Raw genomic sequence first — 25,430 nt, 5'->3', positions numbered from 1 at the left:
TCTGAATAGTCTTTTCTAAATTGAATCATTAAAATAACATGCCGCCTTGCCTGACAACATGCATATCTATGTAATCAGAGATTAAAGATAAAGTTCAGCCTGCATATATAATTTGCCATAACCCGAAATTTCAATTCGTTCCTGATCTTGCAAAGCACAATAAAGTACACCACCGCGCGCTGATGCCTGATAAGCGACCAGTTCATTTTTACCCAGTTTGTCTGCCCAAAGTGGCGCAATTCCGGTGTGAATAGACCCTGTGACCGGGTCTTCATTGATTCCGTTACTCGGTGCAAAATAACGTGAAATACAATCATATTGTGTATCTTGCGAGGTAATCGCGACATCTAAAAAGCTATTCTGAGCAGTAATCGCGGTACGCTTGCCATTTAATTGTTTTAATAATTCAAAATCAGGTGATTCATCTAGCACATCCTGTACCGATTCATATTCGACAATATAACCTTGTGCATTCAGATAAACCTGCTTAAACGGTTTGCTCAATGCCTGTCTTAAGGCCTCAGGATATTCTGTGACGGCTACTGCGCGGCGAATTGGAAAGTTCATTCTGATCTTGCCATCTGTATCCTGATCAACCACAAAGATCCCCAGATCTTTCACATGAAACTGGATCGTTTTTGCCGTACCAAATTGATTGAATAATACAAAGCTGCTGGCCAAGGTTGCATGACCACAAAAATCCACCTCCTTGGTCGGGGTAAACCAGCGAATAGCATAATTTTCTGCATCAATTATTTTCACAAAAGCTGTTTCAGACAGATTATTTTCCAAGGCGATATTTTGCATCAGGCCATCTTCGAGCCAGTCCTCCAGCACAATCACCGCAGCTGGATTTCCTTTAAACAGTTCCGTGGTAAACGCATCGACCTGGTACATTTTCATTTTCTGAAGTCCTCAATATCACAATCTCTAGTTTAAAAGCTTTTTTGCAAGAGTGAACTTGAATATGCTAATAATCTAACTAATCTAGCCACTTAAATACACCAATATAGTGAATGATGCGGTATGACCAACCCCCATCTTCAAAGTATTCTCCTAGAAAAATCCTATCGGCTAGGTAGGCTGAGCCTACATGATGTACCTGAAAAATTGGCACCATCTGGCCTAAGGTTATTTAAATTCTCTGGTTTTGATATTTCTCTGGGCAAGGCTGTGCTGCATGGATACTCTGCGAGCTGATTCCCGGGCCGCATAACCAGCAAATGCATGATCTGTTTATTGGCAAGCTGATTGCAGCCGATGCCAATGATCAGTCTTCCGCGACAGTCACTGACATTATCATGTAGTGAGTGAAGAATGGAAAAGTACTCATCATGTGACTGGTGGACAATTTTATAGCATTGGCAGGGCGGTAAGCGTTGATGATTCGGACGTATAATTTTTTAAATGGGACATAAACAAAAATTATCCCGGATGAGCAGATAATATCTGCAAGCCCAGAGCATCTGAAATTATGCTACTTTATTCTCAATCTTCATTTGGTCTAATGCGCTATGATGCCTTTTAAAATTCACTGTATTGATGTCCAGAACTCGCTGCAAAATTATATCTGGTTGCTGGAACATACGGCTTCTCATCAGGTCGCAGTCATTGACCCGACCGAAGCAGGATTGGTGCAAGATTATTGTGCCGAACACGGTTTAACCTTAAGTCAAATCTGGTTAACGCACTGGCATAAAGACCATATTGGCGGTGTGCCCGGCTTAATTCAGGGACAAAATCTGCCTGTTTATGGCCCACGTGCAGAACTCAGTAAAATTCCGTTGATCACGCATCCACTTGAGCATGAAGAACAGTTCAGCTTTCATGGGGCAGATATTCAAGTGATCGCAGTACCAGGCCATACATTAGGCCATATCGTTTACTTCATTGATGCGATTGATATGCTGTTCTGTGGCGATACTTTATTTGCCATGGGCTGTGGCCGGGTTTTTGAAGGTACTTATTCACAGATGTATCATTCACTGTCACGTCTGGCTGCCTTACCACCACGCACCCAGGTCTATTGCACGCATGAATACACCCTCTCGAATGCCCAGTTTGCCAAACACGTCGAACCGGACAATCAGGCAATTCTGGAACGCTTTGAGCATATCGAATGCTTGCGTATGTTAGGCCAGTGCACGCTGCCAAGCAGCATTGAAGATGAATTACAAACCAATCCTTTCCTGCGTGCGGATAGTGTGGAAGAGTTTCAGCGCTTGAGAACCCTGAAAGATCAGTTCTAGAGTTAAAGATCCATGTTAAAGAATCTGGTGACTTTGCGCATAAGCATCCAGTTCGTCTTGAGTGACGACACGCACTGCCTGCATTTCGTCAACACGTACCAGCAGCAAACCAGCTAAGGCCGGTTGATAACGACGTGCACTACCAAACGGCGTATAGGCTACTTTCGATTGCACTGTAAAATTCAACCAGTCCTCATGTCCCAGCATCACAGCAACCGGATCTAAGCCCTGTTGCTGCATCCATTCAATTTGCTGATTCACATTGTGTTCAATCGTCAGTTCAGTCATGGCAATCGTATTTAATTCAAGAATTACATTTTTGATAGTATAGCGTATGCATCTCAAACGATAGCTCAGAAAACCAGCAGCTGCTAATGATCCGATTAAATAATCAATGCAACTTTAATATGCCGATGCTTCGGCATTCCCTATTCTTACATTTTATGGTGTTGATAAAGTTTAAATTTAGATCAATAGCAAAATAAGCCTTTGAAATTAAACTATAATTAAATTTATTTACATGCTATAAAAACTTAATATTTAGTTACAACCTATTCAATATGATAAAAATCATTTACTTAAGTCATAAACTGCTTCTTTAGCGAGCATACGATGTTCACTAAACATTCAAATTAGATTAAATTAATTAAATATGGGAATTTGCCCTTTAAAACAAAATTTCTCACCCTTATTTAAGATAGAACAATGATGAAGGAGTGATCTCGTGAAAAAAGTGGTTAAAGCTAAAAATCTGATTGCATTTCGACTATGGTTAGAAAAATTAGGATATTCCGTACGCACCCTGGCTGATGATCGTGGTTTCAGTTTCAGTTTCAAAAAAGAATACGGTCTGGTCACCTGTGATCTGGCCGGCAATGCACTCGCGATCCAGCTGGGTGAGGAATTTGAAGATCATTTAAAAGCCTGATTCAGGTTATTTTCAATCAGAAAAATAAATAAATTATTCCACTGATTCAGCAACTCTATTCTCCAATCTTTAGTCCGTTTCGACGGACTTTTCTTTTTATCTTGATTAAATAAATTTCAGGCAATAAAAAAGCAAGGCATCAGCCTTGCTTTAATATGATGGTGGGGACGGAGAGACTCGAACTCTCACACCTCGCGGCGCTGGAACCTAAATCCAGTGCGTCTACCAATTTCGCCACGTCCCCATCGGGGTACCAACTTAGCGTTGGATTTTTTCAAACTTTGGCAGAGGATCAAGGACTCGAACCTTGACGAACGGTTTTGGAGACCGTCATGCTACCATTACACCAATCCTCTACTCGGCCAGTTTACTCAATTACTCAAGTAAATTGGTGGGGACGGAGAGACTCGAACTCTCACACCTCGCGGCGCTGGAACCTAAATCCAGTGCGTCTACCAATTTCGCCACGTCCCCAATGGCTGTGTATATTATAGAGATAGACCGTCATTGACAAGCGATTTTACAAGCAATCACATTCTATTCCGCTAGAAATTAAACAGTTAATTATATTTTTTTACTTTTGATAAAATTTATCAAGACAATTTGACTCTTTGAAGACGAAACCACAAATTCAGTATTTTAAAAGGTCTGAGCTTTATTTTGTGTCATAAAAACCAAAATGTATAAAAAACAAACTACAGATCAAGCCTTATATTGTATGGCCTCGGCATTCAAAATAATGCAACCATGCTTTTTATATAACTTCCGTCACACACGTTCTATCAAGCAAAATAAGGATTTAAGAATAAGATCAATGAAAATTGCTGTATAAAATTTCAGGCAATAAAAAAGCAAGGCATCAGCCTTGCTTCAATATAATGGTGGGGATAGAGAGACTCGAACTCTCACGCCCAGAAGGCGCTGCGACCTGAACACAGTGCGTCTACCAATTCCGCCATATCCCCATGGCTGTGTATATTATAGCGATCAGACCCGATTCACAAGCAATTCTGTAGCAGGAAAATACTTTTATATCAAAATTTAAGCAATTAATTCAGTATTGTGTAAATACTGACCTATTTGCACTGTTGTCGCCTAGTTTCATCGAGACAGATCAAATCAATACGCACCACAGGAGAATCACATATTCAAATTTAGACTTTAGCTGACTTGGATAATATCAATTATTGCATCTAATAAAACAAAGTTTCCTGAAGTTCTGCCCTTTCCTGAGCATTGACCCGTTTTCTAACGTTCTTTAACAGACTAAACCTATGCGTAAAAGACAGCAAAATTTTACAGCTTAAAAAAGCTGGTATAAATTTCAGGCAATAAAAAAGCAAGGCATCAGCCTTGCTTTAATATGATGGTGGGGACGGAGAGACTCGAACTCTCACACCTCGCGGCGCTGGAACCTAAATCCAGTGCGTCTACCAATTTCGCCACGTCCCCATCGGGGTACCAACTTAGCGTTGGATTTTTTCAAACTTTGGCAGAGGATCAAGGACTCGAACCTTGACGAACGGTTTTGGAGACCGTCATGCTACCATTACACCAATCCTCTACTCGGCCAGTTTACTCAATTACTCAAGTAAATTGGTGGGGACGGAGAGACTCGAACTCTCACACCTCGCGGCGCTGGAACCTAAATCCAGTGCGTCTACCAATTTCGCCACGTCCCCAATGGCTGTGTATATTATAGAGATCATTTCCAGCTGACAAGCCGTTTATAAGAAAAAAACACTCGTTTGATTAAATAAGAAACAATCCCGATTTTATTGTATTTTTCTCATTCGATTTCAGTCACTAAGTAGTGTTTAACCGCTTTAAAATCTGCCAACCGATGCTGTTTTTGCTTGCCTAGCATCAGCGCTAACAACTTTTCAAAAATCTGAATTTGTTCAGGCAACTCAACTTTTAGGCGCTGACAATGTAAAAACGCCCAATCCAGATAGTCAGTTGCCTGCAAGCGCTGTCCACTCAGCCATTCATAAAAAATCACGCCCAAAGCATAAACTTCGCTCTGCAAGCTTTTGGCTTTTCCTTGGAATAATTCCGGTGCCATATAACGTGGTGTCGCATTAAGCTTATGAACTTCAAGCTGATCCAGAGGCTGGACGTGTTCAAAATCAAGTAGACATACCCTACCCTGATCATCAAAAAAATGCTCCCGCTTTAAATCCGCATGCAAATAACCCAGCTGTTGCAGGCAGATTAAAGGTTCTACCGCTTGCAGCAAATGTTGTCGAATCTGCGTTACAGAAAGTTGATCTGGCATGATCTGAAAATGTGCTGGTGCATCGACCAGAATCAAAGCCTGTTCAAATTGTTCATGTTGAATGGTGAATGGCTGTTGAATGATTTGATGCGGAAGGAAAAAGTTCAGATCACTCGAACGGCTATGCGTTTGATAAAAATTCAGCTCCTGCTGCCAGCCCAGCTCTGCATGCGGAGATGATATTGAGCTGTCAGATTTAGTCGACACTTGAGTTTTTAGCCAGAATGCGGGCTGACCCGCAGCATAATACAGGCGCCGGCCAAAACCCAGACTGCGGGTTTTGGTTCTTGGTTGAAAATCGAAAGTATCAAGATGATCTAAATTAAGTGGTTGCAATATATTCAGGCTTTGGATCAGCAGTATATTGATAATTTAGCAGTTCCAGACAATGCTGAATAGTTTTCCCCACCCGTTCCTGAGTCTCGATTAAGGAAATTTTTGGCCAAGTGGCCCGTTCGCCTTCGCGCTGCAAGATTTTAAAGAGGTAGGGCCGTGGATTTTGCAGCATATAGCTATAGTGGCGCAGGCTATATTTACCGACAATATTCACATCGCCATAATAACGCTGATCGACCACCCCATAGCCGTGATCGAGTATGCGGCGTACAGGTGGCAAGCTTCCGGCATGTTCCCGGGCAAAATCCATCATTCCTTTGGTAATCACCGCACCCTGACGGCGTACAATCCGTTGTGGCCAGCTTAAGGTACCTTTGCGGAAACGTGCGACATCATCTTGCATAAATGGCACGATATGCGGATTGACCTGGCTGGCGATGGTGTAATTGATATTGTACAGCCGGGCCATTTTTTCCTGTGGAAAATCACTGCGTACACTGCCATCGACCCAACGTGTTGCTCCCATATAAGGGGTATATTCACCATCATAACGCTTACTGGTCAGGCGTACTGGCGGAAACAGAATAGGGACTGCACAAGAGGCCAATACCGCACTCCAGACCAGCACATCCGGAGAAGTATAGGCATTTAAAATACGGGCATCCTGCGCCGAATCATAGGGGGCAACAGCAATATTGATATGCAGACCTGAGGTTTTGAGTGCTTCTTCAAAGGTCAGATCGCCTAAATTTTCGACCAGAAATTTTTTCAGGTATTTGACATCTGCCAGACCTCCATTGCCTTTCAGCAATTCACCCATGGTTCGGAAATGAAAAGCCTCATGAAAAAAATTATGCCCCTTCAAAAGATCGACATACTGCGAGGGTTTGGATACACCCAACATTGCCGTCATGATGGCACCTGCACTAGAACCTGACATGACCTTTGGCAATAAATCCTGCTCCATCAGAGCCTTACAAACGCCGGTATGAAACAGACCCAAGGTCGAGCCACCGGAAAACATCAGGGCCGGCTGACCATAGGCACGCTGACAGCCTTTAAAAAATTCAATTTTTTCTTCCATATTTAAGCAGCTACAGTCTGTTGAAGCGATATGTGCCAGCCCCTGACTAACCTGCTCCACATAATCTTCAATAATTCTTTTGGTGCCGACATAGGCTTCGGTGAACAATAAAGGATGAGCAATATTGGCGATATCGTAGCTTAGACCTTCACGCAGAATATACATCAGGTCGTGGGTACGTTTCTGTTGTCTATAGCGTCTTAATTTACCCAAACGATGCGCAATAACTTCTGCATCAAAATAGGGAGAGCTATTGTCGAATTTCCATTCTTGCGCCCCGGATTCTTCATCTATTTTTAGCGCAATATATTTCCATTCTTCATAGGACTCAGCTTGTTGCAGCTGCTGCTTGAGCTTTTTAATACGATAGGCCTGATGTGGATTAATGTCCTGAGTAAAATCTTTAAACAGCATCTGCCTTCTTCCCTATATTGTATTTTTCATTCATCTTGCACTGCGTAGAAAATATGCACCGATCTGTTCATAACAACAATAGCGAAAATTCTCTGCTTTAAGCAAATTATCACACTTTTCAGGCTTTGACTGTGAATTTTAGGGTGATAGTATCCTAGACATAATTTTAAATCTGTAATGCTGAGATCATGGCGAAAATTGAGTTACCTGACAATATCTTGAATACCCTTTCGACTGTTCTGCTGCAACTTCAGCAAAGCCTGCCCGAGCTGAAACATGCTCCTGATTTTTCTGCACATGCCTATAAATGGCAACAGGGTGAACTCAAGCCCATTCATCAGCTTAGACAGATGGAACTGGCCGATTTAAAAGGGATTGAGCGACAAAAAGAAAAAGTCATCCAGAATACTTTACAGTTCTTAAATGGCTTGCCTGCCAATGATGTCTTGCTGACTGGTTCGCGTGGTACCGGTAAATCCTCTATCGTTCGTGCTCTGCTGACCGAATACGCAGCGCAAGGTTTACGCCTGATTGAGATTGAACGCGATGACTTGTCAGAACTTCCGGAAATTCAGAAACTGATTGCAGACCGTCCTGAAAAGTTTATTGTCTATTGTGATGATCTGGCCTTTAATGCAGAAGATGAAAATTATCGCAGTTTAAAAAGTGTATTAGATGGTTCATTGCAATCGGGTTCGAGTAATTTTGTGATTTATGCGACCAGTAACCGCCGCCATTTACTGCCAGAATTTATGCATGAAAATACGCCTGTCACCCGGGTCGATGTTCCGCAATATACTGAGCTACATCCTCAGGAAGCAATTGAAGAGAAGATTTCGCTATCTGACCGTTTCGGCTTATGGCTGTCTTTTTATCCAATGGATCAGAATTTATATCTGGAAATTGTAGAGCATTATCTTAAAAAAGCTGAGATGGAATTGACCCCGGAAACCCGAGCCGAAGCCTTGCGCTGGTGTCAGGCACGCGGTCAACGTTCGGGACGTGCCGCGTATCAGTTTTCCAAGCACTGGATTGGGTCGCAGCAGTTAAACTCTTTGTAAATTATTACTACTCAAAAAATAAAAAGCTCCGCCAGTACGGAGCTTTTTACTCACCTCAATCTTAGTTTTTATCACCAATAATCGTAGACCAGAACAAGTCATCAATCTCGCTACCATTAAAATAAACGGTGGCCTTTAACGATTCAGGCTGCTTCTGTTTCACTTCAATCACCTGATCATAACGGTCAGTAATTTTCAGTACACCCTCTTTTGACAAATGCTTATAATTATTTAATACAGTTTCATCCATCTTGAATGGTGTGGTGGTATCAAAGTCAAAACTGTAACGATAATCTGCCAGAGCAGGCTGACCGATAATCGTGCCACGACTGCTTAAGGTACGGATACCTTTGCTCTCACGACCATAATCATCGACTAGGCTATAACGATAATTTCTTACCTGCAAATACTCCTTACTCTTGCTGTTAAATTCCGTACCCGAAGCGCCGGCCTGATCCGTCTCTGCTATACGCTGAAATTCTAACTGATCGATTTGATAAAACTCGGATTGCCCTAATGCATCTTTACTTTTACGATGCACAATCGTGCCAGAAATCAGATAATCATCCTTGAGATTAAAATCTACATTTGAGCCATAGCGGACATTGGTGAAAGTTAAAGTCGTAGTGTCGCCATTTACGGTCTGAGTGATGCTCGAACCTTTACGATAGGTTTTATCCAGAACCACACAATTGTCTTTATTATCTTTTAATTTCAGCGTCTTAACCGCACCATTGGTATTTACTTCCGAACAGATCAGATTTGGATATTTAATACTGTTTATACCCAGATTATAGATCTTGATGATACGGCCAGTGCGGCCATAGGGATAATCTCCAAATACCTCACCAATCATGTGACCCAAGGCAACGTTATAGTCGGTATCATTACTGCTATTTCCAGAAATTTTATCGCGAATTTTATCTAAGATTTTCTGATTTTCAAAAGGGATAAACTCTTCTGAAAGTTCAGGGGAAATGCTTTCCTTAGGAACATTTGGAGGCGTGGTCACTGCAGCACGATCTGAATCACTGCCACTTCCGCCGCCACAGGCACTAAGTAAACCCGAGACAACAGCGAATCCGAATAGAGAAATCGGCTTTTTCATAAAATTTATTCCCTAAATTTCTATGCATTTTTATTTGATTATGACTAAAGATTAACCATCTCAAAAGTGAACAGCCAAACGCTATAACTGCCGATTGATATTTTTTCTTGGCACTGCTTCTGTTTGGCACGTTTCATCATTCATTAAAGGAACTGTTATTTCTGTAAATTTAATGTAAATATTAAATGACATAGATCATGAAAAAATGAGCGGCTAGCCTGCTGTTCTTGCTGATCAGTCTTAGGCTTGAGTAATTTTTTAGTCGAATAAATAAGAAACATTATCTGTAACAAAATGCATCATATTTGTAAACTAAGCGTTAAAATCAGCTCTATATGGCAAACCATTAAAATGTATCATCCTCCTAGAAAAGCGATTTTCCGGCAAAAGTAATTGTGTTGTTAAATATATAAAAAAACAATGTATTACAATTATTTAAATATACTTAAAAAGCTAGACTTTAGTGTAAAGGATTGTTTTTTTAAGCAACTTTTACTTTAGACTAGCTTTTCATTTTTTATATTTAAATTAACGGTTTAGGCAATGAAAATCCAAACAACATTATTAATCACTTGCGTGATAACACTAATGACAGCATGCAGCCAAGTTAAGACACAAGAATATTATGCTGGACATCTTGAAGAAGCACAAAAAGTCGTACAAAAGTGTGAGATTGAAGCCCGCAAAAACAAAGAACTAAAAGATAAGTTTGTAGAAAACTGTACCAATGCCAGCATGGCAGTCATGAATGGCATGCTTAACAATTTAAGCCAAGGCCTATTCAAATAAATACCTATAGCCTAACAACAAAGAGAACAATAATTTTGATGTTGGGCTATTTATATAGCCATAAATGGCTGTGTTTTTATTACTCTACTTAACCCGTTTACAATCTAAAAAATAATTTTACCCATTATATTTCAATATCTTGAAAAATTATGTTACTTTATTCAGACGTTTATACTCAAACATATTCCTATCCGCTTGTGCGAGTGCTTCAAATAAACCATGCGCTAGATGGCGCATTGCCATACCAATTGCTGCTCCGATGTTTGCCGTGCTAAACGCTTCGATCAAACGTTCAAGCAGACTCACATTACTAGACTCATCATTTTCAATGCTCAGAATTACGAACTCATCTCCACCCAGACGGGCGACAATATCATTAATCCGTACATTTTCCCGGAGCACCTGAGCCGCTTTCTGAAGCAGCTTATCTCCTTCATCATGCCCTAGGCTGTCATTGACTTTTTTGAGGTCATTCAGGTCAATAAATAATACAGCAGCAGGATGACCATATCGTTTGCAGCGCTCTTCTTCTGCCCATAGCAGTTTTTTCCAGGCACGCCGGTTATATAATCCTGTTAACTCATCTTTACTGGCTTCTTCCTGCAATAATTCATGTTGTCTGATCTGCTCGCTTTGACGCAGTTCCGCCTGCAAAATCGAACTCAGTAGTTGGCCAAATAACTCGACCATTCCCATATCCTGAAGAATCGCTTCGGATTTGATTTCCGGATCAATCGCACACAGTGTTCCAAACAGACTACCATCTTCATTGATTAAAGGCTGACCAATATAAGCCTTGATACTCACCTGCTGGTTAATCGGTGCAGTCGCATAAAGCGGAATATCTTCAGAACGAGGGGCAATTTTAGGTGCTTTACCTGCCACCATATGAGAACAGAAAGAGTCGGCCCATTGAAAAACCTGTCCAGCTTGTACATTGTAGCCATGATCTTCACTTTGCAGCACAATCCAGTCCTTAGCTTCTACTCGGGTGATCATCCATAAATTAAAGCCAAAATGCTGATGCAGAAACTGTAATACTGCCTGCCCAGCATCCTGAAAACTTTTAAAATTTATATTCTCCATCCGAAGTAACCCCTGCTCCACATTTGCCAAAATATGAGTAATATAAAATTGGAAGTATTAAACTATTTTTCTGTATTTAATAGCGTGTATTTATCTTATAACAGCTATAAAAATAAATATTCACAACACATCGTTTCATAAGTTTTCATTAAAGAATTAACCATAAAAAAAGAGGCCTAAGCCTCTTTTTTTCAAGCCTGAAATCTATGCCTCTGTCGGATTAGTCAATTCCGTCATTGGCCAGCGTGGTGTGGTTGTTACCGCCAAGCCATCATGCTGTCCTGCTTTTAGACGCTGATAGCCCGCAAAAGCAATCATGGCACCATTGTCTGTACAGAGTGCAGGTTCCGCATAATAAACCGAAGCACGAATCTTGGCTAAATCTGTTTCTAAACGCTCACGTAAACGCTTGTTGGCACTGACACCGCCCGCAATCACCAGACGTTTAAGCCCCGTTTGTTTCAGTGCTTTCACCGACTTTTTCACCAAAGTATCGACAATGGCTTCCTGGAAACTGGCCGCAATATCGGCATCGCGGTTTTCATCACCGAGCTTTTTCATCTGTACAGAAACAGCCGTTTTTAGACCACTGAATGAAAATTCCAAGCCTTGATGCAGCATTGGACGTGGGAATGCAAATGCATTTGGATCGCCCTGCTCCGCTAGTTTTGAAATATTCGGACCGCCCGGATATGGCAAGCCCATCATTTTCGCGACTTTATCGAAGGCTTCGCCGGCTGCATCATCAATAGATTCACCCAAGAGTTCATACTGGCCAATGCCATAAGCCGCCATGAGCTGAGAATGCCCACCCGATACCAACAATGCGACAAATGGAAACTCAGGCGGAGTTTCTGACAACAAAGGTGCCAGCATATGACCTTCCATATGATGCACACCAATTGCGGGTTTATTCAGCGCAAAGGCCAAAGTACGACCAAACAATGCACCTGTCATGAGTGCGCCCATCAGACCTGGGCCACGGGTATATGCGACTGCATCAATTTCTGATTTTTTCACGCCACTTTGTTCAAGTAGCTCATTGATGAGTGGAATCAATTTACGCACATGATCACGTGACGCCAGCTCTGGAACTACACCGCCATATTCTGCATGCAGTTTAATCTGGCTATAAAGCACCTGTCCGCGCAAACCCAACTCGCTGTCATACAGCGCAAGTCCTGTTTCATCACACGACGTTTCCAAGCCTAAAACGATCATTAAACTGCCTATAACCTGTATCAATTCTATTGCAGCAACTATTATAGACTTGTGGTATGAGATGTAAATGAGTAAAATACTGACCTTCACTTGTGATTGAGGGCAATTCAGCCCGAGATCTTACCCTAACTGATATGAGGATTCTTCATGCCACAAGTTAAATTGAAAGAAGGCGAACCAGTAGACGTAGCTATCCGTCGTTTCAAACGTTCATGCGAAAAAGCAGGTGTTCTTGCTGACGTACGTAAGCGTGAATTCTACGAGAAACCAACTCAAGAACGTAAGCGCAAAAAAGCTGCTGCTGTTAAACGCTACCAAAAGAAATTGGCGCGTGAATCAGTACGTACGACTCGCCTTTACTAAGATTAATTTGTGATTGATTGCCTGGAATAAATAATGACGACTTTAAAAGACCAAATCACGGATGTTTTGAAAGCAACAATGCGTGCCAAAGAAATGTCCAAGCTGACGGTCATTCGTAGTCTACAGGCAGCAATTAAGCAAATCGAAGTCGATGAGCGCAAAGAACTTGACGATGCTCAGGTTCTTGCGGTCATTGAAAAACAAATTAAACAACGTAAAGAATCGGTTAAAGCCTTTGCAGGCGCTGGCCGAGATGATTTAGCTAGTAAGGAACAAGCCGAAATTGAGATTTTGTCTCAGTTTCTACCAGAAGCTATGACTGAGGAAGAACTTGATTCCATGATTGCGCAAGCTATTGCAGCGCAACAAGCTACTAGCATGAAAGATATGGGTAAGGTGATGAATTCTCTGCGTCCGCTCATAGCCGGGCGCGCCGATCCTGCACAAGTTTCCGCCAAAATCAAAGCGCAACTTGCTTAATCCCTACTCTCTAGCATTTCCTCTTTAACGTTGAACTGCCTTTAATCAAAGACAGTTCTTGACGTATTCTTATTGCAAATTACAATCGACCTGATAACGCTTGAGTAATTGCATCTCTTTAGACGATTTCACGTCTACAATTACCTCCTGTTTACTCATATTTTGAAACTGACGATCCAGATAAGCACGATTCTGATCAGCGGCCTGATATAAACGATCAACATAACGTCCTACAATTCCACAAAATTTTGCATTCTGCTCAGGACTAAATCCCTGTTGCTGTGGATTTAAACCACTTAAAAATTGACGCGATTCCTTTTTATAATCCGCATTAATTCGCTCTACCGCTTCTACATATTCAACTGCACTCGCAGCAAATACCGCATAACTCCCCCCCAATAGACAGATGCCCAATAATATTTTCTTCATAGCATGCTTCAGATTTAATCGCACTGATCATTAAAAAAAGATTGTAGCCCGATTCAGTATATCCTGACCATATCATCCTGATATAAAAGCTTAAAATCTGACTAAGGCTTAAATTTTATATTGACGTGCCTGCTGCATCTGTTTCAGGCGTTGGTTAATGGTTGCCGATAAAGATTGATTATTTTTCGCTGTACGCTGTGCATGTAATAATGACTTGATGGCAGTTTCCTCATAACCGGACCAGTATTCTACTTCTGCACGATAACGCAGCACATTGGCGGCCTTGATTGCCGATGCAGGCTCTGCATTGGTCGCCAGTTGCATCAGTCGCCAGCCGCTCACATCGCGGGAATTGGCATTCAAAAACTTTTGTACAATCTGTTTAGCTTGATCAGGTTGCTGGGCACGAATCAAGACTTCTGCATATTTATAATTGAGCGCACGATTTTCCGGCATGATCCGCGCTGCCGAAGCCACACTTTTCAGCGCTGCATTCAACTGGTTCTGACCTAAGTAAATATCAGTCTGAAACAAGACCAATAAAGGATGCATCTGGTTATGCTTTTTCGCCTGATCTAAAGCAGCCTGTGCGGCCTGAAAATCACTTTGCTGTATCTGGTAGGCAGCCAAAGCAAGCTGACCGGCAAAATTATTCTGCCGATTCATCAAACTGAGCTGCTCCTCACTGGTCTGGCGAGACAGCACCCTGCTATACCATTTGATAATCTCAAAGTCCTGATCATTCAGCTTAGGTTTGACCGCAGGCAGCTGATTGGCACGCAAACGTGCTTCACTCATACGCTCAGTCGTCAGTGGATGGGTGAACCAGAAATCCGGCAGGAAGCTTAAGCGACTGGTCGAGCGATGCATGACTTCGAAGAAGTCAGCCATACTATGCGGGTTATAGCCCGAACGATACATATATTGCATGCCAATTCGGTCTGCTTCACGCTCCTGATTACGACTATAAGTCAGCTGTTTATCCATCAACGCGGCTTGCGAACCCATCATCACCGCAGCACCCGCATCACCATCCGCCTGAGAGGCCACCAATGCCCCGACCAAAATTCCGGCCAATGCCAGTAAACCCTGCCCTTTAAAAGCATCTTGAGAGCGACTGTAATGACGTTGTGTGACATGTGCAATTTCATGCGCCATCACCCCCGCCACTTCATCCATATTTCGGGCTGAATTGATTAAACCAGCATTAAGAGCAAACAGCCCTCCCGGCACAGCAAAAGCATTAATTTGTGGATCATTAATCACCAGCAAACCAATGGGCTGTTGTAACTGAGTCTGACTGAGAATATGAGAAAATACCGACAGCAGCTGGTCTTCCAGCCATGGATTCTGCATGACTGGCATTTGCTTATGCACTTCGCGATAGACTTTTTCACCGATCATTCTTTCTTTTTGCTGATCGAGTAAACCCACGCCTGTACCAATATCAGGCACAGAAAAGTGTGCAGTCGCTTGATTAGAATCATGGCTAGAGCTATGCCCTGTCACCATGCACATCGTTAAGCCACACGCCAACGCCAATCGTTTCAATGAAAAATCTCTAAATCTATTGTTCTAAGCTGCCTTGAATATAGCATTGAAAAATGGGCATATACGCAAGAAAATGTTATTTAATATTATTGAAACTCAGGATTAACCACATAGCGTGGCACTCGCCCTTCTAAAGCATCCACCAGATTCTGATAGGCCAATTCGGCCATTTTTTTACGGGTGGCAGTCGTCGCAGAACCCACGTGTGGCAATGTAACCACATTGTCCAACTGAAATAATTCAGATTCTTTTAAAGGCTCTTTCTGATAGACATCGAGACCGGCAGCAAAAATCTGCTTGGCTTTTAAAGCGTCAATTAAAGCCTGCTCATCAATGACTGAGCCACGTGAAATATTCACCAATACCGCATGTGGTTGCATTTTTGCCAACTCAACCGCTGTAATCAGCGCTTTGGAATCAGCATTTAAGTCAACCGCAATAACGACAAAGTCGGAACGCTGTAATAGTTCATCTAAGTCAGAATACTGTGCATTCAGGCCTTGGGCCAATTCTGGTTTTTCACGGCGGTTATGGTACAAAATATTCATATTGAAACCATAAAAACCACGACGTGCAACTGCAGCTCCAATATGACCCAGACCGATAATACCTAAAGTTTTTCCAAAAATATCCAGACCAAATTGTGCTTCACCAACAGTACGCTGCCATTGTCCTTGTTTGGTCCAGTGATCCAGATAGGCCACTTTACGTGCCGCAGACATCAGCAATGTAAAAGCCAGATCTGCCGTGGTTTCAGTCAGTACATGCGGGGTATGGCTGAGATAGATATTTTTTTCATTTAAATAATCAAGTTCATAGTTGTCATAACCGACACTGACACTGGAAATGACTTTAAGCCGGGTGGCAGTCGCCAGATTGTCACGATTCAGCAATCGACCTGCACCAATCATGCCATCGGCATCCTGAACCTCCTGCAAAAGCTGCCGGTTCACATCGCCTAACTTGGGTTGTATATAAGCGACATCATAATGTTGTTCAAGTTTATTTTGAATATCAGCATCGATCTGACTAAATACAACCACTTTTTGTTTCATATTTTTTATTCCAAACTCATATTATTTCAAGCTGGCAGACCTATTTTGCATAAACTGCCATAAACGTTTTTTCAGAATTGGCTGATCTAGCATTTCCTGTAAAGAAGCCAACTGGATTATTTTACTATTTGAAATATAAGGTACAGTTCCCAAAAAAATAATATTTTTCTCGGCACTCATCCCATCGAGAAAACCCTGAATATAAGAGTCCACACCGCGCCCATCCTGAACATTGGCCCAAGGAAATGGCCAGTTCAGCTCACAAAACTCGCTGACCACTGCACGCTGGATATTCGTCCATAAATTCTGGGTTTCTTCAGTCATTGCAGTCGCATCAATCACAATACTGCAATGGGCCAGACTTAAAATCTGCAAACTAAATGGCAGAATTTGTATGATTTCACGCTGTTCCTGAACCAGTACTGGCGTGGGCACTGATACCACAGGCATGACTTCAGCTTCGGGCTGAATAACCGGCTCAGGAATTGATAGATCTGTAAATACCTCGGGCTGCTTGGACTGAGGCAAGACAATGTCACTGTGAAATTCTGGTGCAGCCTGATCACGCCAGATCGAGACCTGATGTGGCTGACATGCGCTGTCCCTAGGAATCCAGAGATCAATTCCTAATGTTGCCAGTATGTCACGCTGATGCCCTATCATCTTTTCATCATCACCAATTTCAGGCTGAACATTTTAGCCGGATTGCCTCTACTTTGCCGAACTTTTTCCGCTTTTCTTTTTTATCCTGATGGATTCTAATACAAAGTCGATCTGCCTGCTAAAAACTGTACTTTTAATACGCAATTAAATCACTGCCTCTGTTATAACAGATGCAGTTTCAAACTGTGAATTGTTGTCTTCTTTTTTACATAATGGTTAAACTGTTTTTCTTCAACATTTGTTGAATAATCTGCTCTGCCTCAAAACCCAAGCGCCAATAAAGCAGTTCCATCACATCCAGTTCGTCCTGAGTCACAATACGGTCGCTCCACAAACAGGCTTCTGCGATACCCAAAATCCCGAGACGTTCACGCAGTAAAAGTCCCGCAATATCATTCAGAATTTCCGCCAGATCAATCGGCTCATCAGAAATTTCATTGTATAAGTCCAATTCTCGAGCCGACAAAATCCGGCTTAAAATGCGTTCGCGAACCTCAAGCTGGTTTCCGCTATTAATCTGCTGCACATGCAACAAGGCATCAATCAGACGCACAATCTGGGGCTTAACTTCATCCAAAGCTGTTGGAATATGTGCAGACAATAGATTCAGCTCATATTTGACACATTCCAGCAATAAGGCATCAAGCAAGCCAATTTCACCATCTTCCTGAATAATTCGTGCCAGTTTCATCAAAAACTGACGTGCAACTGTGGTGGGCATCCCGCCAATATTCTTGCAGGCTTGCTGGAAAATCGAAATATGCACCCGCCCATCCAGATTCAGCAGTGAATCTACAATGGCGCGGCTCACTTCAGCCTCAGTCGGAATAAATTCACGATATTGACGAATCATCAAAATGGCGACCATGACTTCACGCGAGCCGGTCGCCGTCTGCAATGCACGTTCGAGCAACTCCGGACGCGGCATACTCAGCCGCAGCTCCGGATTCAGCGGTTTAATCGCATCCTTAATCGCAAAACTGATTGGCGACAGACGCAACAACGGCAGAGGCTGTGGCGAACTCCAGCTCATCGCAGTCTCGGGCACCACTTCTTCCAGAGAACGAAATAAACTGAATAAAGGCTGATTCTTGAGTTTCTTCAAGTTCTCGAGCTGCAAATCCTGAATCAGGGCAGGATTTAATTCATAAATTCGTTGATTAATATTTGGGTGAATATTCAACCAGTTTTGCGGACTCAAGGAATTGGCAAAACACATATGGGAAATGGATTCGGCATATTCACTATAGATTTGCGAACCGGAATGATGCACATGAATTCTGAGTAAAGTCTGGATATTGGCATCATTTTGAATCAGGCGGCGAGTTTTCTGGTCATTCTTAAAAGTGCGTCCACCCAGTGAAATATATTTAATAAAGCGTGTGATTAATACACCTAAACTGCCAATCAGCCAGATTACTGCGCCAATTGCGACATAAAAGGTTTCAAACTTATTTTCACGTCGAATGCCAGTTCGATAGAAACCGGATTTGGCAATTTTGCTGCCCCACTGGCTAAAGGTGGTTAAACTGCTATACAAAATTTTTAAGCGGGTATTTTCCGCAGTTTCACCCGACAGAATTTTATTAAATTCGTGACTGAGTAAACCATATAGCTCGACTTTATCCAGAGTTTGTACCGCACCCCAGGTCAGAATAATCGCGGTATCTCGCGGGCTAAAACCCGCCGTCAGCGTATTAACTCCAACTTCATCGGGCAGTACATACACCGCCGGAGGTTCAATTAAAAAGGTATCGGCCAGCTGCTGGGTAATTTGCAGTGCCACACTTTCCTCAGGAATACTTTCCATCGGGCTGAGACGGCGCGCACCCATCTGTTTTGCCAGCGAATAACCGCCATTCCGGAAAAGATAAAATTCATAGATGACCGAGATCATCATGGCACATAACAGCAAAGCAATCAGATAAGGACTGAGCATATGCCAGAAAATAGACTGGGTAGAATCAACATAAAAAACGAATAGACCAACAACGGTATTGATAATAAAAATAGTTAACAGCACAGCAATCAAGCAGAAGCTTACAGGCAATACGATATTCTTGTTTTTTATAAAATCATATCCTACGTTGCGCAATGTAGAACCCTAGTTAAGATTATTTTCAATGGGTTCATCATAAAACAAAAAAGCGGGAAATTCCCGCTTTTTCATGATGATTTTAAGCGCTTAGACTTCACGTACGCCAGTTAAATCTACAGAAGCTGCATCGATATTCACATCGATGTAATTCCCTTCTTTCATGGCACTGTCACTACGTTTTTGCTGTAGATCATCCAGATACTGCGCATCAATACCACCCGCGACATAAACGCCGTCAAATACCGAACAGTCAAAATCTTTCAGATCTGGCACTTTGGTGGTTCGAACTGCATCTTTTAAATCTTCCAGATCCTGGAACACCAAACGGTCTGCACCAATAATTTCACGAATTTCTTCGACGCTACGATCTGAGGCAATTAGCTCTGATTTTGCCGGCATATCGATACCGTACACGTTTGGATATTTCACCATCGGTGCTGCGGAAGCAAAGAAGACTTTTTTCGCACCAGAATCACGTGCCATCTGGATAATTTCATTACAGGTCGTACCACGCACAATCGAGTCATCGACCAATAGTACGTTTTTACCCTTAAATTCAAGCTCAACCGGGTTCAGTTTTTGACGTACCGATTTTTTACGTAGTTGCTGACCTGGCATAATAAAAGTACGACCGATATAACGGTTTTTCATGAAACCTTCACGGAATTTCACACCCAGCATATTGGCAAGTTCCAATGCAGAAGTACGTGAAGTATCCGGAATCGGAATCACCACATCGATATCATGCTCTTCACCCCACTCGCGCAGAATTTTTTGCGCCAGCTTCTCACCCATTTTCAGACGTGCTTTATACACCGAGATTCCATCAATAATGGCATCCGGACGGGCAAAATACACATATTCAAAAATACATGGACGATATTCAGGATTGGTCGCACATTGCTTGGTAAAGAAATTACCTTGTAAATCGATAAATACCGCTTCACCTGGCTGAATATCACGCTCAACTTTGAAGCCCAGCGCAGTAATCGCAACCGATTCAGAAGCTATGATATATTCCATGCCCTGTTCAGTTTCACGTGAACCGTAAATCAGTGGACGGATACCATTCGGATCACGGAAGCCCACCAGACCTTGTCCGGTAATCATTGCTACCACACCATAAGCGCCTTTACAACGCTCATGCACACGTGTTACCGCATGGAAAATATCTTCCGAAGTCGGCACCAATTTGCCATGTTTTTGCAATTCATGCGCTAGCACGTTTAGCAGCACTTCTGAATCAGAATCCGTGTTCATATGACGCAAGTCAGTTTTGAACAGATCATCGTGAATTTCTTCGGCATTGGTCAAATTACCGTTATGCGCCAAGGTAATTCCATACGGCGAGTTCACATAAAATGGCTGTGCTTCTGCACTGCTCGATGAACCGGCTGTTGGATAACGCACGTGGCCAATACCGTAATTTCCTTTCAAGGCACGCATATGACGGGTATGGAATACGTCACGCACCATCCCATTGTCTTTACGAAGGAACAGACGCCCTTCATCACATGTCACGATCCCAGCTGCATCTTGTCCACGATGTTGTAACATCGTTAATGCATCAAACAACATTTGGTTAACGGGTGATTTACCAGCTATACCAACTACTCCACACATAGCAACCTCGCAGACAAGCTAGGATTAATAAAAAGGATTATTTGTAGACTCATCTGCAGCTCCAGATTTGGACGATGTTTCAGATGATACAGCTGAAGGTTTCGATGTCCCTTCAGGCTTGATATGTTGTAGTGCACCATTCGCGGCGTCTTTCGACATTTGAGTCGCCCAAGGCGCATAAGGCAATAAGGCTTGAATAAACTTGGACTGTTTCCAGTGCGGTGAGCTTTCTACCCACGGGCCAATACCTTGCATGGTAATCAGCACAATCAGCAAGCCTTTCAGGCTACCAAAGACACCACCTGCCAGACGGTTAAGCGGACCCAGTTTAAGACTCTTTAAAATACGGTTTAAAAGCGCAGTGACGATCCAGGTCAGAACCACAATTAACAGGACGATAAAGGCGAAGGCTGCTATCTTTTGTACGACTGGATCTGTACTCAGAGCAACCATAGACGGCGCAAGTAGCGTTGAATATTTTGCCGCAACAATCAGGGCAAAGATCCATCCCACTAAGTTCGCAAAGGCTTTAATAAATCCTTGACGCAAACCGTTGAGCCCTCCAATGAGCAAGATAATCAGCAGAAAGATATCAATGGCATTCATAGGATTTAAAGTGCGTCTACACAATCTTTTACAAGTTCAGGTCCAGTATAGATGAGGCCACTATAAACTTGTACAAGGCTGGCACCTGCCTGTTTCTTGGCAACAGCATCTGCGCCTGAAAGAATACCACCCACACCAATCAAGGGAATTTGTCCTTTTAACACCTGAGCAAATGCAGCCAGACATGCGGTACTTTTCTCAAAGACTGGCGCGCCAGATAGACCACCTGCCTCCTCTGCATGCGCCAGACCTTCCACCCCTTCACGTGACAGTGTGGTATTGGTCACGATCAGACCATCAATCTTGAATTGCAGTAACTGCTTGGCAATAAAGGCAATATCGGTTTCGTCCAGATCAGGCGCTACTTTAAGGACCAAAGGTACATAATGCTGGTATTCCTGCGCCAATTCAAGTTGACGGTTTTTCAATGTTTCAAGCAGTTCGGTCAGCGCATCACCACTTTGTAAACTGCGCAGATTTTTGGTATTGGGAGAAGAAATATTGACGGTAATGTAAGACGCATAATTATAGACTTTTTCTAAACAAATAAGGTAATCATCTACTGCTTTTTCTACCGGAGTATCAGCGTTTTTACCGATATTGATGCCGAGAATGCCTTTAAATTTGGCAGCTTTGACATTTTCCACCAGCTGATCTACACCCTCATTATTAAAACCCATACGGTTAATAATGGCTTTGGCCTGTGGCAAACGGAATAACCGCGGATGGGGATTGCCAGCTTGCGGTCGCGGGGTAATGGTGCCAATTTCAATAAAACCAAAACCTTGACCAGCAAGGGCGTCAATATAAGCACCATTTTTGTCTAAACCTGCCGCAAGACCTACTGGATTGGGAAATTCGATTCCCATACAAGTCACAGGTTTCGCAGCAACATTTTGACGCATCAAGCCCATTTTATGGGATGATTTTAATAGTGATAGTGTCAGCTCATGTGCACGCTCTGGTGCTAAAGAAAACAACAAAGGGCGGGCTAGAGAATACAACATATCTAGAAAAGTCTACTGCTTTTTAAGTCGGCATATTATAGGCATAGGCTGACAAAAAAACCATGCTTTGCAAATCTTTATTTTTACCGTTTATTGCACGGTCGCGGTTAATTTAATCTGTCCTGCTTCATTATTTAGTTCCATTTTCTCAACACTTAGACCCATTTGTGCCAGTTGAGTCAGGAAGTTTGCCAATACTGCATAATTTTCATGCATGACTGCCAATTGAATTTTCCCATCTATTTGCTGCGATGCAACCGAAAGACCTTGTTGCTGTGCCACCCGCTGTACTTTCTCTGCGGCATCCAGCTGCATGTCTCCAGCAGGTTTCATGGTGACTGCATTACTTTGCATCCAGACAATGGTATCTTTCAGCTGATTTAAACGTTTCTGCTGGGTGTCTGCTGCCTGATGCATATACCAGAGTGCTGAACTGACCGCAGCCACAACTACAAAAATAGTGGTAAAAATCACCAATACCCGTTCACGTGCCGAGAGACTGTCCAGATAATCCCTCAGTTTTTCAAAAGACTGATCCATGCGATTTTGTAGCGCTTCGATGGCTTTCATTATTGCACCCTCACCAGCCCAATGGCACCTGTTCCGCTGGCCTGAATATTCCCCAGCTCCACTTTAAAGCCTTGCTGACTCAATTGCTTGGTCAATGCATTTAGCATATCTGATGAATTGGCCTTGAGCTCCATACTCAACACAGACGCATCATAATTGATCCGTTGTGCCACAATCTGGTTCTGCATCAAGACTGGCCCCACCCGGCTAATCAGCTGCAATGCCTGTGTATCGGCAATCTGGCTTTGACGCAACTGCCCTTCAAACTGGCTTTTGATATTCTGCTCAGTGACCGGATAATTTTGCCCAAACCAGTACTTGAACTGATCAACGGCCTGTGCAGCGGTCTGATTTGCCACTTTTTTGTATTGATACCAGCGCACCGCATCATAACCAAACTGTAAGACTAATATGCCCAGAAATACAGCTGCACATGCTTTCCAGTAACCGGAAATGGCACCTTCAGATTTGGCTTTGGGCAATACATTAAACGCATGCTGTTTAGGTTTTTTCAATACAGGAAGGACATACTGAAAAGATTCTAACTGCTCCTGTGTGACCAGTGCTTCTAGGCTACTTAACTGATCCTGACTCAGATTACTGACTTTATAATGCAAATCTTTGGGCTGATAATCCAGATACAGACTCAGATCATCCAGTGACTGGCCGATATATTCTGCTTCTCGTACCAACAAGCGCCCACCAATTTGGGTAATCATCCGCTGATTGGCTTCAGGAACCGGCAGCACCAAAAAGTCTGGCAGCAAAGCCGCCAGCTTGACGGGAATCAAGTTGAGAGAATACTGCAAGGTCTCGAGGGTCGAATTCGCAACCCCCATAATACTGACCTGATCAGGCTGCTGAAAATGATGCAGCACTTTCATGGCATCGACGGGCAGCACCACATACTCTTCAAGCAGATACTTGATGCCCTCATTGCCCATTTTTTTATATTGGCTCTTGGGCAAAGTCTGCTGCAAAATTTGCACATGACGGCTCGGGAAAAACACTACTGCTTCTTCGCCATGATGAGCCTGAATCTCCTGAATCAACTGCTCAAGTGTGGCCGCAGTGTTCCAGAATTCCCCAGTTGACCATTGCCAAACCCCATTGGCCTCAGGCATCCATAAATACAACATCGATTGTGTACTACCGTTTTAATTGGTTTTTATAATGTAGGAATAAAACTTTTAACTGTTGTCGACAAACCCGCGGCAATGACTGGCTGCGCATAGATACGTGCTTCTGCCAATGCATAGGGATGAAAAGACTCCGCCAGCAAAATAGAAGAAATGTGCGCCACCACATTCATATGACACACCACGGCAATTGATTCATAAGGCAGTTGCGACAACCATTCAACCGCGACCTTGGCATCATCATCGGGTTTAATCGCATTACAGATCACCACGGGTACATCTTGAAAATACTGCTGCAGATGAGCCAGGGTCTCTTGTGCACGCAATAAGGGACTCACCACAAATACTTCAGGCTTAATCATATTTTTTAAGAACTGTGCGGCTTGCTCAGCCTGCTGATGACCACGCTCCGTCAATGGACGCTTGCTATCATTGCCATTGACTGGTGGAGCAGCCTCACCATGTCGCACTAAAGTCAGTTGCATTGGGTTTCCTTATTTTCTTTTGCCTGCATGATAACTGGCCAATATGACAATTCACATACAGTCTCTTTGGGTTATAGATCAGACTTGATGATGTGGCAAGACAAATTCCACATCACTGCGATGACCGTTTTTCATCAATGACAATGCAATGCTGAGTGGTGGTGCACCTTCAAAAATCACATCATACAAGGCAGAAGTAATTGGCATATAGACATCCAGTTCTTCGGAACGCGCCTTGACCTGTACGATGGTATTGATCCCTTCTGCAGTTTGACCCAGTTCAGTAGTAGCCTGCTCCAAAGTCTTGCCTTTGCCCAAGGCAAAACCAACCTGATAATTACGACTCAGCGGACTGCTACAAGTCGCAAATAAATCACCCACACCGGAAAGCCCGAGGAAAGTCAGCGGATTCGCGCCCAATTTTACCGCAAAACGGCTCATTTCGGCCAGTGCACGGGTCAGGATCATACTCTTGGTATTTTCACCCACGTTATACGCGGCTGCCATCCCCATCGCGACGGCATAGATATTTTTCAAGGCACCACCGAGTTCTACACCATGTACATCATCACTGGCAAAAACACGGAACAAGGCACTATGTAAGGCTTGCTGTACGGCATAACGTACCAGCTCAGATTCGCTGGCAATCACGGTTCCTGCCGGCTGACCTGCCACAATTTCCTTGGCGAGATTCGGCCCGGACAGCACTCCATAAGGCACTTCTGGCAATACTTCCCGAATAATATCACTCATGAAGCTAAAAGTTTTGGCTTCAATCCCTTTGGTGAGTGAAATCACGGCTTGTGA

Annotated in this window: 25 protein-coding genes and 7 tRNA genes; 6 read left to right on the top strand and 26 right to left on the bottom strand. The window is 42.9% G+C overall.

What is annotated here, in order from left to right; genetic code table 11:
* Positions 1 to 81: 81 nt before the first annotated feature.
* Positions 82 to 903 (bottom strand): PhzF family phenazine biosynthesis protein, encoded by an 822-nt coding sequence (locus CWI32_RS07010; RefSeq protein ID WP_100329731.1) that lies wholly within the window; start codon positions 901 to 903, stop codon positions 82 to 84.
* A gap of 611 nt (positions 904 to 1,514) precedes the next feature.
* Between CWI32_RS07010 and gloB the strand changes: the two genes are divergently transcribed.
* Positions 1,515 to 2,249 (top strand): hydroxyacylglutathione hydrolase, encoded by a 735-nt coding sequence (gene gloB, locus CWI32_RS07000; protein ID WP_005171524.1) that lies wholly within the window; start codon positions 1,515 to 1,517, stop codon positions 2,247 to 2,249.
* 15 nt (positions 2,250 to 2,264) lie between these two features.
* Here the strand turns inward: gloB and CWI32_RS06995 are convergent, their stop codons facing one another.
* Positions 2,265 to 2,537 (bottom strand): hypothetical protein, encoded by a 273-nt coding sequence (locus CWI32_RS06995; protein WP_034609047.1) that lies wholly within the window; start codon positions 2,535 to 2,537, stop codon positions 2,265 to 2,267.
* A gap of 436 nt (positions 2,538 to 2,973) precedes the next feature.
* Here CWI32_RS06995 and CWI32_RS06990 point away from each other — a divergent pair, with 436 nt between their 5' ends.
* The gene (locus CWI32_RS06990; RefSeq protein ID WP_005096596.1) at positions 2,974 to 3,177 is read left to right on the top strand and encodes a hypothetical protein; all 204 of its coding nucleotides are present in this window, start codon (positions 2,974 to 2,976) and stop codon (positions 3,175 to 3,177) included.
* Positions 3,178 to 3,336: 159 nt separating this feature from the next.
* Here CWI32_RS06990 and CWI32_RS06985 read toward each other — a convergent pair.
* The 9 genes from CWI32_RS06985 to CWI32_RS06945 form a co-directional block, all read right to left on the bottom strand.
* Positions 3,337 to 3,421, bottom strand: a tRNA-Leu gene (locus CWI32_RS06985).
* A gap of 38 nt (positions 3,422 to 3,459) precedes the next feature.
* Positions 3,460 to 3,533: transfer RNA gene (locus tag CWI32_RS06980), tRNA-Trp, on the bottom strand.
* Positions 3,534 to 3,566: 33 nt separating this feature from the next.
* A tRNA-Leu gene (locus tag CWI32_RS06975) sits at positions 3,567 to 3,651 on the bottom strand.
* A 405-nt stretch (positions 3,652 to 4,056) separates the two neighbouring features.
* Positions 4,057 to 4,142, bottom strand: a tRNA-Leu gene (locus CWI32_RS06970).
* Between the two features lie 402 nt (positions 4,143 to 4,544).
* A tRNA-Leu gene (locus CWI32_RS06965) sits at positions 4,545 to 4,629 on the bottom strand.
* Between the two features lie 38 nt (positions 4,630 to 4,667).
* Positions 4,668 to 4,741, bottom strand: a tRNA-Trp gene (locus CWI32_RS06960).
* Between the two features lie 33 nt (positions 4,742 to 4,774).
* Positions 4,775 to 4,859: transfer RNA gene (locus CWI32_RS06955), tRNA-Leu, on the bottom strand.
* A gap of 107 nt (positions 4,860 to 4,966) precedes the next feature.
* Positions 4,967 to 5,791, bottom strand: coding sequence for a protein kinase domain-containing protein (locus tag CWI32_RS06950; RefSeq protein ID WP_100534946.1), 825 nt, complete (start codon positions 5,789 to 5,791; stop codon positions 4,967 to 4,969).
* Positions 5,778 to 7,289, bottom strand: a complete 1,512-nt coding sequence (locus CWI32_RS06945) for a DUF3336 domain-containing protein (RefSeq protein WP_100358062.1) — start codon at positions 7,287 to 7,289, stop codon at positions 5,778 to 5,780. Before CWI32_RS06945 ends, CWI32_RS06950 begins: the two co-directional genes overlap by 14 nt.
* A 188-nt stretch (positions 7,290 to 7,477) precedes the next feature.
* Between CWI32_RS06945 and CWI32_RS06940 the strand changes: the two genes are divergently transcribed.
* Positions 7,478 to 8,350, top strand: a complete 873-nt coding sequence (locus CWI32_RS06940; RefSeq protein WP_100358063.1) for an ATP-binding protein — start codon at positions 7,478 to 7,480, stop codon at positions 8,348 to 8,350.
* Between the two features lie 61 nt (positions 8,351 to 8,411).
* Here the strand turns inward: CWI32_RS06940 and CWI32_RS06935 are convergent, their stop codons facing one another.
* Positions 8,412 to 9,458, bottom strand: coding sequence for a hypothetical protein (locus tag CWI32_RS06935; protein ID WP_100534945.1), 1,047 nt, complete (start codon positions 9,456 to 9,458; stop codon positions 8,412 to 8,414).
* A gap of 543 nt (positions 9,459 to 10,001) precedes the next feature.
* Here CWI32_RS06935 and CWI32_RS06930 point away from each other — a divergent pair.
* Complete coding sequence (locus CWI32_RS06930) at positions 10,002 to 10,247, top strand: EexN family lipoprotein (RefSeq protein WP_005171538.1); 246 nt, start codon at positions 10,002 to 10,004, stop codon at positions 10,245 to 10,247.
* 147 nt (positions 10,248 to 10,394) lie between these two features.
* Here CWI32_RS06930 and CWI32_RS06925 read toward each other — a convergent pair whose 3' ends face one another.
* Complete coding sequence (locus CWI32_RS06925) at positions 10,395 to 11,333, bottom strand: sensor domain-containing diguanylate cyclase (RefSeq protein ID WP_100534944.1); 939 nt, start codon at positions 11,331 to 11,333, stop codon at positions 10,395 to 10,397.
* Between the two features lie 204 nt (positions 11,334 to 11,537).
* Positions 11,538 to 12,554 carry a tRNA (adenosine(37)-N6)-threonylcarbamoyltransferase complex transferase subunit TsaD gene (gene tsaD, locus CWI32_RS06920; RefSeq protein ID WP_100534943.1) on the bottom strand — a complete coding sequence of 339 codons (1,017 nt, stop codon included), beginning with the start codon at positions 12,552 to 12,554 and terminating at the stop codon, positions 11,538 to 11,540.
* Between the two features lie 147 nt (positions 12,555 to 12,701).
* Here tsaD and rpsU point away from each other — a divergent pair, with 147 nt between their 5' ends.
* The gene (gene rpsU / locus CWI32_RS06915) at positions 12,702 to 12,917 is read left to right on the top strand and encodes a 30S ribosomal protein S21 (RefSeq protein ID WP_001136722.1); all 216 of its coding nucleotides are present in this window, start codon (positions 12,702 to 12,704) and stop codon (positions 12,915 to 12,917) included.
* A gap of 33 nt (positions 12,918 to 12,950) precedes the next feature.
* Entirely contained in the window at positions 12,951 to 13,397 is a 447-nt protein-coding gene (locus CWI32_RS06910) for a GatB/YqeY domain-containing protein (RefSeq protein ID WP_004280076.1), read from the top strand.
* A 69-nt stretch (positions 13,398 to 13,466) separates the two neighbouring features.
* On the opposite strand, the gene CWI32_RS06905 is transcribed toward CWI32_RS06910, so the two are convergent.
* The 12 genes from CWI32_RS06905 to CWI32_RS06850 form a co-directional block, all read right to left on the bottom strand.
* Entirely contained in the window at positions 13,467 to 13,826 is a 360-nt protein-coding gene (locus CWI32_RS06905) for a hypothetical protein (protein ID WP_100534942.1), read from the bottom strand.
* Positions 13,827 to 13,934: 108 nt separating this feature from the next.
* Complete coding sequence (locus CWI32_RS06900) at positions 13,935 to 15,377, bottom strand: M48 family metalloprotease (protein ID WP_213064369.1); 1,443 nt, start codon at positions 15,375 to 15,377, stop codon at positions 13,935 to 13,937.
* Positions 15,378 to 15,463: 86 nt separating this feature from the next.
* On the bottom strand, positions 15,464 to 16,432 hold the full coding sequence (locus CWI32_RS06895; protein WP_100534940.1) for a 2-hydroxyacid dehydrogenase: 969 nt from the start codon (positions 16,430 to 16,432) through the stop codon (positions 15,464 to 15,466).
* 21 nt (positions 16,433 to 16,453) lie between these two features.
* Positions 16,454 to 17,095: a hypothetical protein gene (locus tag CWI32_RS06890; protein ID WP_100329781.1), complete on the bottom strand. Its 642-nt coding sequence runs from the start codon at positions 17,093 to 17,095 to the stop codon at positions 16,454 to 16,456.
* Positions 17,096 to 17,300: 205 nt separating this feature from the next.
* Positions 17,301 to 19,190, bottom strand: coding sequence for a M48 family metalloprotease (locus CWI32_RS06885; RefSeq protein ID WP_100534939.1), 1,890 nt, complete (start codon positions 19,188 to 19,190; stop codon positions 17,301 to 17,303).
* Positions 19,191 to 19,280: 90 nt separating this feature from the next.
* Complete coding sequence (gene purF, locus CWI32_RS06880) at positions 19,281 to 20,816, bottom strand: amidophosphoribosyltransferase (RefSeq protein WP_100534938.1); 1,536 nt, start codon at positions 20,814 to 20,816, stop codon at positions 19,281 to 19,283.
* A 24-nt stretch (positions 20,817 to 20,840) separates the two neighbouring features.
* Positions 20,841 to 21,422 carry a CvpA family protein gene (locus tag CWI32_RS06875; protein ID WP_005096581.1) on the bottom strand — a complete coding sequence of 194 codons (582 nt, stop codon included), beginning with the start codon at positions 21,420 to 21,422 and terminating at the stop codon, positions 20,841 to 20,843.
* A 5-nt stretch (positions 21,423 to 21,427) separates the two neighbouring features.
* A complete protein-coding gene (locus CWI32_RS06870; protein WP_005096580.1) occupies positions 21,428 to 22,429 on the bottom strand; it encodes a quinone-dependent dihydroorotate dehydrogenase in 1,002 nt (333 codons plus the stop codon).
* Positions 22,430 to 22,519: 90 nt separating this feature from the next.
* Positions 22,520 to 22,999: a type II secretion system protein M gene (locus CWI32_RS06865; protein ID WP_005096579.1), complete on the bottom strand. Its 480-nt coding sequence runs from the start codon at positions 22,997 to 22,999 to the stop codon at positions 22,520 to 22,522.
* Positions 22,999 to 24,138, bottom strand: a complete 1,140-nt coding sequence (gene gspL / locus CWI32_RS06860; RefSeq protein WP_100534937.1) for a type II secretion system protein GspL — start codon at positions 24,136 to 24,138, stop codon at positions 22,999 to 23,001. The genes CWI32_RS06865 and gspL overlap by 1 nt, the downstream gene beginning before the upstream one ends.
* 29 nt (positions 24,139 to 24,167) lie before the next feature.
* Positions 24,168 to 24,623: a phosphohistidine phosphatase SixA gene (gene sixA / locus CWI32_RS06855; protein ID WP_100358070.1), complete on the bottom strand. Its 456-nt coding sequence runs from the start codon at positions 24,621 to 24,623 to the stop codon at positions 24,168 to 24,170.
* 78 nt (positions 24,624 to 24,701) lie between these two features.
* Positions 24,702 to 25,430 (bottom strand): NAD(P)H-dependent glycerol-3-phosphate dehydrogenase (locus CWI32_RS06850; RefSeq protein WP_100534936.1); only part of this gene is annotated, 729 nt, incomplete at its 5' end.

The organism is Acinetobacter pseudolwoffii, from assembly GCF_002803605.1.
GTDB classification, from domain to species: domain Bacteria; phylum Pseudomonadota; class Gammaproteobacteria; order Pseudomonadales; family Moraxellaceae; genus Acinetobacter; species Acinetobacter pseudolwoffii.
The sequence above is the reverse complement of the archived record's forward strand: the minus strand, read 5'-3'. Positions and strand labels throughout refer to the sequence as shown.

Coding starts and splice junctions, on each gene's coding strand:
- CWI32_RS07010 (WP_100329731.1), bottom strand. CDS start 903: ATGAAAATGTACCAGGTCGATGCGTTTACCACGGAACTGTTTAAAGGA.
- purF (WP_100534938.1), bottom strand. CDS start 20,816: ATGTGTGGAGTAGTTGGTATAGCTGGTAAATCACCCGTTAACCAAATG.
- rpsU (WP_001136722.1), top strand. CDS start 12,702: ATGCCACAAGTTAAATTGAAAGAAGGCGAACCAGTAGACGTAGCTATC.
- CWI32_RS06870 (WP_005096580.1), bottom strand. CDS start 22,429: ATGTTGTATTCTCTAGCCCGCCCTTTGTTGTTTTCTTTAGCACCAGAG.
- CWI32_RS06935 (WP_100534945.1), bottom strand. CDS start 9,458: ATGAAAAAGCCGATTTCTCTATTCGGATTCGCTGTTGTCTCGGGTTTA.
- CWI32_RS06925 (WP_100534944.1), bottom strand. CDS start 11,333: ATGGAGAATATAAATTTTAAAAGTTTTCAGGATGCTGGGCAGGCAGTA.
- CWI32_RS06895 (WP_100534940.1), bottom strand. CDS start 16,432: ATGAAACAAAAAGTGGTTGTATTTAGTCAGATCGATGCTGATATTCAA.
- CWI32_RS06930 (WP_005171538.1), top strand. CDS start 10,002: ATGAAAATCCAAACAACATTATTAATCACTTGCGTGATAACACTAATG.
- CWI32_RS06890 (WP_100329781.1), bottom strand. CDS start 17,095: ATGATAGGGCATCAGCGTGACATACTGGCAACATTAGGAATTGATCTC.
- sixA (WP_100358070.1), bottom strand. CDS start 24,623: ATGCAACTGACTTTAGTGCGACATGGTGAGGCTGCTCCACCAGTCAAT.
- CWI32_RS06910 (WP_004280076.1), top strand. CDS start 12,951: ATGACGACTTTAAAAGACCAAATCACGGATGTTTTGAAAGCAACAATG.
- gloB (WP_005171524.1), top strand. CDS start 1,515: ATGATGCCTTTTAAAATTCACTGTATTGATGTCCAGAACTCGCTGCAA.
- CWI32_RS06905 (WP_100534942.1), bottom strand. CDS start 13,826: ATGAAGAAAATATTATTGGGCATCTGTCTATTGGGGGGGAGTTATGCG.
- CWI32_RS06945 (WP_100358062.1), bottom strand. CDS start 7,289: ATGCTGTTTAAAGATTTTACTCAGGACATTAATCCACATCAGGCCTAT.
- CWI32_RS06940 (WP_100358063.1), top strand. CDS start 7,478: ATGGCGAAAATTGAGTTACCTGACAATATCTTGAATACCCTTTCGACT.
- CWI32_RS06865 (WP_005096579.1), bottom strand. CDS start 22,999: ATGAAAGCCATCGAAGCGCTACAAAATCGCATGGATCAGTCTTTTGAA.
- CWI32_RS06995 (WP_034609047.1), bottom strand. CDS start 2,537: ATGACTGAACTGACGATTGAACACAATGTGAATCAGCAAATTGAATGG.
- CWI32_RS06875 (WP_005096581.1), bottom strand. CDS start 21,422: ATGAATGCCATTGATATCTTTCTGCTGATTATCTTGCTCATTGGAGGG.
- tsaD (WP_100534943.1), bottom strand. CDS start 12,554: ATGATCGTTTTAGGCTTGGAAACGTCGTGTGATGAAACAGGACTTGCG.
- gspL (WP_100534937.1), bottom strand. CDS start 24,138: ATGTTGTATTTATGGATGCCTGAGGCCAATGGGGTTTGGCAATGGTCA.